This window comes from Bacillus sp. JK62, from assembly GCF_053663455.1.
Map to the genome: position 1 here is coordinate 320,788 of NZ_JBSJQA010000001.1, position 7,920 is coordinate 328,707.

The 7,920-nt window shown below is 32.8% G+C and carries 1 protein-coding gene; it reads left to right on the forward strand.

Going from position 1 to position 7,920, the window contains the following annotated elements:
• Positions 1-294 precede the first annotated feature (294 nt).
• Positions 295-7,902, forward strand: a complete 7,608-nt coding sequence (locus ACWJJ4_RS01645) for a non-ribosomal peptide synthetase (protein WP_158300408.1) — start codon at positions 295-297, stop codon at positions 7,900-7,902.
• Positions 7,903-7,920: the final 18 nt, after the last annotated feature.

Sequence of the window (7,920 nt, forward strand, 5' to 3'; positions counted from 1 at the left end):
AGGGCTGATATAATAGTCATACTCATAACAGAAAAGAGGAAAACTAGTCCATTTTAAAAAGGAAAAAATATTTTAGGTGTATAGCAGGATTGTAATAAACTTAACAAAATCAATTACCAAAAAAATACAATGAATTCTTAAGTTATAATTGTGCTATTTAAAGAATCAGGTAAGTAAAGCCATGAAAGATGAATTTGAATACTCTCCTGATTACTATAATTGATAAAACGTTAAAGTGAAGAATTTAAGCAAAGAATAGCAGCAGAGAAATTAAAATCTTAAGGAGAAATGATTGTGGCAAAAAAATTCTATATGAGTAATAACCAAAAGCGCCTCTATATCATAAACCAATTACAAGGAAATGATATTTCTTATAACACCCCTAAGGTTTTAGATTTTTCTGGACGGTTTGATGTCAATAGACTAACTGAGGCATTTAATGAGCTCTGTAAAAGGCACGAATTACTTAGAACTACCTTTACAAATAAGGATGATAAGTTCTACCAAATCGTACACGAAGAAGTGGCTGTTAAACTAGAAGTAGACCTAGAAGTAACTAAGGATATGCAAGAGTCTTTTAAAGAATTTTTACGACCATTTGATTTAGTAAAGGCCCCGCTAATGCGTGTAAAAGTTCAAGAAACTGACGAAGGTTCATTATTAATGATTGACTTTCATCATATTATTTGCGATGCAATCTCGGTCAACATTTTTATTGATGAATTACTTTCTTTATATAAAGGGGGGTCACTCAAAGATAATAAAATTCAATATAAAGATTTTACCGCTTGGCAAAACTCTAAGGATATGTCAGTGCACGAAGAATTTTGGTTAAAGGAATTCTCTGAATTACCACCGGTTGTGGACTTAAGGACAGACTTTAACCGCCCAAAGTGGAAAAGTATTAAGGGGAAGACAATACATAAAACTCCAAATAACGAATTAAGTAAGTTAGTAAAAACATTTTGCAGTAGTAATAATACAACAGAATTTATGGTGTTGTTATCAGCATTTATGGCTTTTTTAAGCAAATACAATTCGCAAGATGATATAACTGTGGGAATTCCTGTAGCGAATCGTACACACCCTCAATCTCATAATATGGTTGGGATGTTCGTTAATACTCTCGCAGTAAATAATAGAATTGATAAAAGTCAATCATTCACTTCCCTGTTATCGACAATGAAGGATAAAGTTTATTCGATTTTTGACCATCAAGAGTATCCATTCGAAGAGTTAATTGAAAAATTAGACATAGAAAGAGATGTATCCAGAAATCCGCTGTTTGACATCATGTTCGTTTTCCAGAATGTTGAAGATAAAAAATATATTTTAGATGGAAAAGAACTTAATGAAATCAAGGACATCGATTATCCCGTTTCTAAATTTGATTTAACTTTAACAATTGATGCAACTGAATCAGGTTATGAATTCAATTGGGAGTATTGTTCGGAGCTGTTTAAAAAGCAAACTGTTGAGTATATAGATAAATTGTTTAACGAATTTTTAAGAAATGTAATATCAACCCCTTCCCGACATTTGGAAACTATCAGTATGCTGAATGAAACAGAGTATTCATTGCTAATTGATGGTTTTCGAAAAACACCACGAATGAAATTGAAAAGATCAGTATTGGATACATTCAATCACAATGTTCGGATTAAACCGAATAAAAGAGCTCTAAGAATGGGCAATCGTTCAATGACGTTCATAGAATTAGACCATGCCTCTAATAAATTGGCATTGCACCTTGTACAGCAAAGACTTAAGCCTAAATCGGTAGTCGCCTTGCTGTTTGATAGATCTTTTGAAACTATCGTCACAATCCTCGGAGTTCTAAAAGCTGGCGCAGCCTTTTTGCCAATTGAGCCTAACCTTCCAAAAGATAGAATCAATTACATCTTAGAAAATAGTAATGCTAGTCTATTAATTTCTAATTTAGAAGAATTTAATTTTAGTTCCTTACATGGCGATATTCTTCGCTATAAGGAAATTGATTTTTCTAAATTGCCCAATAAAGAAATCAATATCCAAAGAGACGAACATATGTTGACGTATGTCATCTACACTTCCGGTTCTACTGGAAGACCGAAAGGGGTAGCGATTAAGGAAAATAGCTTATTGAATTATTTAGACTGGGGAAAACAAAAGTATATTATTTCTGAAGAAGATACATTCGGGTTCTATTCACCACTTTCTTTTGATTTGACCATAACTTCCATTTTTTTACCGTTAGTATCAGGCTTAACTATGCATATCTATCCTTCAAAAGATTACGCTACAGCATTAATAGACTTAGTTAAGGAAAATAAAGTTACCATTTTAAAATTAACTCCTTCTCATTTGAAGATGGTTAATCAGTTAGATATAGAAAATGCAATTTTCCATACTTTAATTGTAGGTGGAGAAGAGTTAACTGTACAAACTTGCAAAGAAATAACACTAAAAGTAAAACATCCTATTTCTATTATTAATGAGTATGGCCCAACTGAAGCTACCATTGGATGCGCTACTCACAAATACAATATAAATACTGACGATATGTTAGTTCCTATTGGTCGTGCAATAAATAACACTCAGTTGTATGTTTTAAACTCTGAATTAAAACATCAACCATATGGAGTGATCGGAGAGTTATATATTTCTGGAGAATGTCTGGCTTATGGATATGTTAATAATCAAGAACTTACTAGCAAGAAATTTATTGAAAACCCATTCATTCCAGGGGCTAAAATGTATGCTACAGGAGATCTTGTTTATAAATGTTCCGATGGTAATTTAGTTTATTGCGGAAGAATGGATGATCAAACTAAGCTCAAGGGATTCAGAATTAATCTGGAAGAAATAGAAAGGGTTCTGAAGAATGAGTTAAATATTAGCGATGTAAGTGTACTCATTAAGAACTTAAATGTTGGAGACTATCTTTGTGCTTATTTAGTAGGGAACAACTCCTCAGAAAAAGAGATTAAAGATATGTTAGGGAATTTTGTTCCTGACTATATGATTCCAACGTTCATTATTAATGTTGAAAATATACCTTTAACAAGCAATGGGAAAGTGAACAAAGGTAAACTTCCTGATCCGATTCTTCAATCCCATGTAAATTATGTAGCACCTCGTAACGACTTTGAAACAGCAGTAGTAAATGTCTTCTCAAAAGTACTTGGAACTAGAGTGGGAATGAGAGATAATTTCTTTGACTTAGGTGGAGATTCTATTAAGGGGATCAGAATTATAGCGAAACTAAGAGAAGAAGGGTACTTTTTAACGCTTAGAGAGATTATGGAGCGTAAAGCAATAGAGAATATTATCGATAATATTAAAGTTCTAAATAGTGGATGTAATCAACAAAAGGAGTTAACAGGTGAGGTGAAACTTTCTCTAATTCAAAATGAATTTATGAAAAGCAATTTACCTAATCCAAATTACTTCAATCAATCGGTAGTTTTAGAATCTAAGAAAAGTATTAACTCGGTAATATTAAAGACGGCTCTTTCTAAAATCGTTCAGCATCACGATATGTTACGAGCAACCTTTGATAACAGACATCAGGTCATTAAGTCATCAGATAACCATAGTTTATATGAATTTATTGAGCAGGATTTCTCAGCAATACAATCCAAGGATGAATTTAAGAAATTATTTTTGGATAAAACATTAGAAATTACAAGTTCAATTAACTTAACCAGTGGACCTCTAGTCAAAGTAGGACACTTTATGATCAAGGAAAAGGATTATTTATTTATAACAATCCACCATTTAGTAGTGGATAGTGTTTCTTGGCAAATTATCATTGATGATTTAAATGATATTTATAACTCATTGTCAAAAGGAAAGGAAAAAAACCTTCCAAGTAGGAGCGATTCCTATAAAAAATGGGTAGAAGAGCAAGACAGATTGGCAACGAAGTATAGTGTGAAAAGAGAGTTAGCGTATTGGAAAAAGGTTGAACTTGAACTAAGTAAAAGTCTGTTTGAGCCAAGTTTTCCAAAACACCAGTCTACCTTCCTTCATCAAATAGATTTATGTTTTTCTAAAGAAGTTACTTCTAACTTAATTTATAAATCTGTTAAACCATATGGATTGGAAGTAAAAGACTTACTACTGGCTGCTTTGTTTAGATCAATAGCGAAAATTAACAGTAATAATACGGCAGCAGTCCATCTCGAAACACACGGAAGGGAAAATCCTCTATCAACTCTAAGGATTGAAAGGACGGTAGGGTGGTTCACAAATATCTATCCTGTGGTTGTCAACGATATTGGAAAAGACATTGAACAAGATATTATAAATGTTAAAGAGACGCTAAAACGTGTTCCGAATCGTGGGATAGGTTATCAAATTTTAAAAAATAATTATAAAGAGCATCTATTCAAAGAAAGTACATCAGACATCACTTTTAATTATTTAGGAGAACAACAAAAACATCAAGATGAAGAGAGTTTTATTGTTAGTGAACTTAAATGCGCTAACCCAATCTCTTTAGAAAATATATTTGGAACGCCAATCTCAATGGATGGCATTATTGTGGATGGCGAACTACATTTCTCTGTATCATATGACATTTCACGTTTTACAACAGAGTTCATTGAATCTCTAATAGATAAATTCGAAAAAGAGGTTCAAAACATCGTTAAGCATTGTGGAGTGCAAGCGAATATTATTACAACTCCTTCCGATTTTGGAGAGTTAGATTTATCCTTAAATGAATTCAATGCTATTAAGGATAAAGTAGAAAGTGATAATGGAGTAATAAAGCGTATATATCCATTAACACCGATGCAAGAGGGAATACTGTTTCATACATTACAAGATGAAAGCAATGAAAGTTATGTTGTACAAGGAATCTTTAACACAGACAAGCCAATTGAAATAGAACCCTTTAAACAAGCACTTCAATTATTAAGTGAAAAACACGAGGTTTTAAAGACTAATATTTTCAGATCACAATTAAGCGAGCCTCGACAAGTAATAGTTGAAAACAAAGAAATTGATCTTAAATATATAGACATTTCAAGTAATGACGATGTAGAACTTTTAATTAAATCCATAGCAAAAGATGATTTACAGCGTGGATTTAATCTTGAAAAAGAACGTTTGATTAGATTTACATTTGTAAAACAAGCAGAAGAATCGTTCAAATTAATAATGACATTCCATCATATTATTATGGATGGTTGGTGTATGTCTATATTAATGAATGATTTATTTGATATATATGAGAGATTAACCAATTACAAGGAGCTATCTAAAGAAGATATTACAACTAAAACACAAGGGACTTATGAAGACTATGTTCGTATCATCCGAAATAAGGATGACGAAGAAGTAATTAATTACTGGAGAGACTTGCTAAATGATTTTGACGGAGCAAATGATATTAAGCCTGCATTTGAGTCTAGAAAGCAAGAAAAAACTATTAATCGAACACTGTATTCTTTACCAGTAAATCTTTTCAGTTCTATTCAAGAATATGCACGTAAAAATAATAGTACCCTCAACACCGTAATTGAATTAGCTTGGGGAATGTTACTTCAAAGCTATAATCTATCGAGCGATGTTGTGTTTGGGAAGGTCGTATCTGGGCGAGATAGTATAGTCAAAAATGTCGAAGAAGTTATAGGGTTATTTATTAATACAATTCCTGTCCGTGTATGTAATGAGCCAACAGATTTAGTTAGAGAGGTGTTAAGCAAACTACAGAATCAGGCAATAGATTCTATGGAAAATGGGTATAGTTCTTTGGCGGATATCCAAAGTCTAACAGAATTAGGGCCAGAATTAATTCAGACCCTACTGATCTTCGAGAACTATTATATAGCTGACAATACAAATCAAAGTAGTACAGGGTTAGTTCCTGTTCTAGATACTGTAAGGGAAGAAACCAATTATGATCTTACTTTATCAGTAGAAGCAGGTGAAACCTTAACTTTTGATCTTTTATTCAATAAGAACAAATATCAGGAAATAGAAGTCGGAAATATGATGGAAAGGCTTGAAAATATATTAAAACAAATTGTTCATAATCCAGATATTCAATTCAGAGATCTTCAACTTATTTCTGAATATGAAAGAGAGAACATCCTAGAGAACTTTAATAAGACTGCTTTAAATTTTGATGCAAATAAATCAATTATTGATCTAATCGAAGAGAATGCAAACCTGAACCCTGAAAAGGAAGCCGTGGTATATAGCGATATTAAACTGACTTATAAAGAACTAAACGAAAAGTCTAATCTCATTGCTAATCACCTTTATCAGGGAGGAATAAATCGAGATAGTGTCATAGCTCTAAAATTACAAAACTCTCCTGAAATGATTATTTCAATAATTGGCATTCTCAAAACTGGGGCAGCTTATGTACCTTTAGATCCGAATTATCCGAAAGAGCGCATTGACTTAATACTTAAGGATTGCGGGGCAAATGTATTACTGTCTAACGAAGATGATGAAGAATATAGGGGTGAAAATCTAATTTCACTAAAAGTGGAAACAATGATATTTAACCCTCAGGAAGGTAATACAAATTTGGAATTTCAACGTATGTACTATCCTGAAGATCTGTTTTGCATAATTTATACGTCTGGAACCACAGGTAAACCTAAAGGGGTTACGTTGAAAAACAGCAATATTCTTGCATATGTATATTCATTTAGAGAAGAGTTTTCCGTAGATGAAAACACTAGATTCCTACAACAAGCAACCTATACTTTCGATATGTTCATCGAAGAGGTCTTCCCAACTTTATCATTTGGGGGCACATTATGCATTTATCCAAAGTTCTATGGGATTGACTTCGAGGAATTATGTGATTATATCAACCAAAAAGAAGTAAATATTATCAGCTGCTCACCGCTAGCATTAAGTGAAATTAATAAGCTGAATAGGACTAAATCTGTAAAAACATACATTAGTGGGGGAGAGGAAATCAAACCTATTTATTATGATAACTTAATCCAGAATGCTAGTGTATACAATACGTATGGTCCAACTGAGGCAACTGTGTGTTGCACATACTTTAAAATTAGCGGAGAGCAATTAAATAACGTATCGATTGGAAAACCAATTTCGAATGTACAAGTCTACATTCTCTCTGATGATAATCAACTTTGTGGCATCAACTCTCCTGGAGAGATTTGCGTAGCAGGAAAGGGCATAACAGCTGGTTATTTAAATCGAGAATCATTAACAAATGAAAAGTTTGTACCTAATCCATTTGGTGGAGGGAAACTTTACCGCACAGGAGACATTGGAAAATGGATGCCTGATGGAACTATAACGTACTTAGGACGCATTGATAATCAAATTAAATTAAGGGGTTATCGAATTGAACTAAGCGAGATAGAAGCTAATGTAAGGGATAATATTGATGTATTTGACGTAGCAGTAACTGTGAAAACAAGAGATGAGGAAAAAATTATTTGTCTTTATGTACAGAGTGACACTGTAACAAAAGAAGAAATTTATCAAGAGTTAAAGGCTAAGCTCCCAAGTTATATGGTTCCTACACATATTAGTGTTGTTACGTCTCTTCCAATGAAGTCAAACGGAAAAATTCACTTTGGAAAGTTAGAAATGCCAGAAGTAATATCACTTAATCAAACAAATGAACCAACAAACGATACGGAAAAAACCGTATTATCAGTATTCCAAGATATTCTTGGAGGAACCTTCATCGGTCTAGATGATGACTTTTTCGAGGTAGGTGGACACTCATTAAAAGCTGTTCAATTCATTACAATGATTGAGCAGAGAACTGGCATTCAATTGAAAGTGACAGAAATTTTTGAAGCTCGAACAGTTAGAGAGATTAGTAAACTAATTGGATATAAAGAGATGAGTGAAAATTACCAAAAGAGTTGGGGGAGTTTAGAAGACGAAGAAGTAGAAGAACTAATCTAATAGAAACTACGGTTAAAA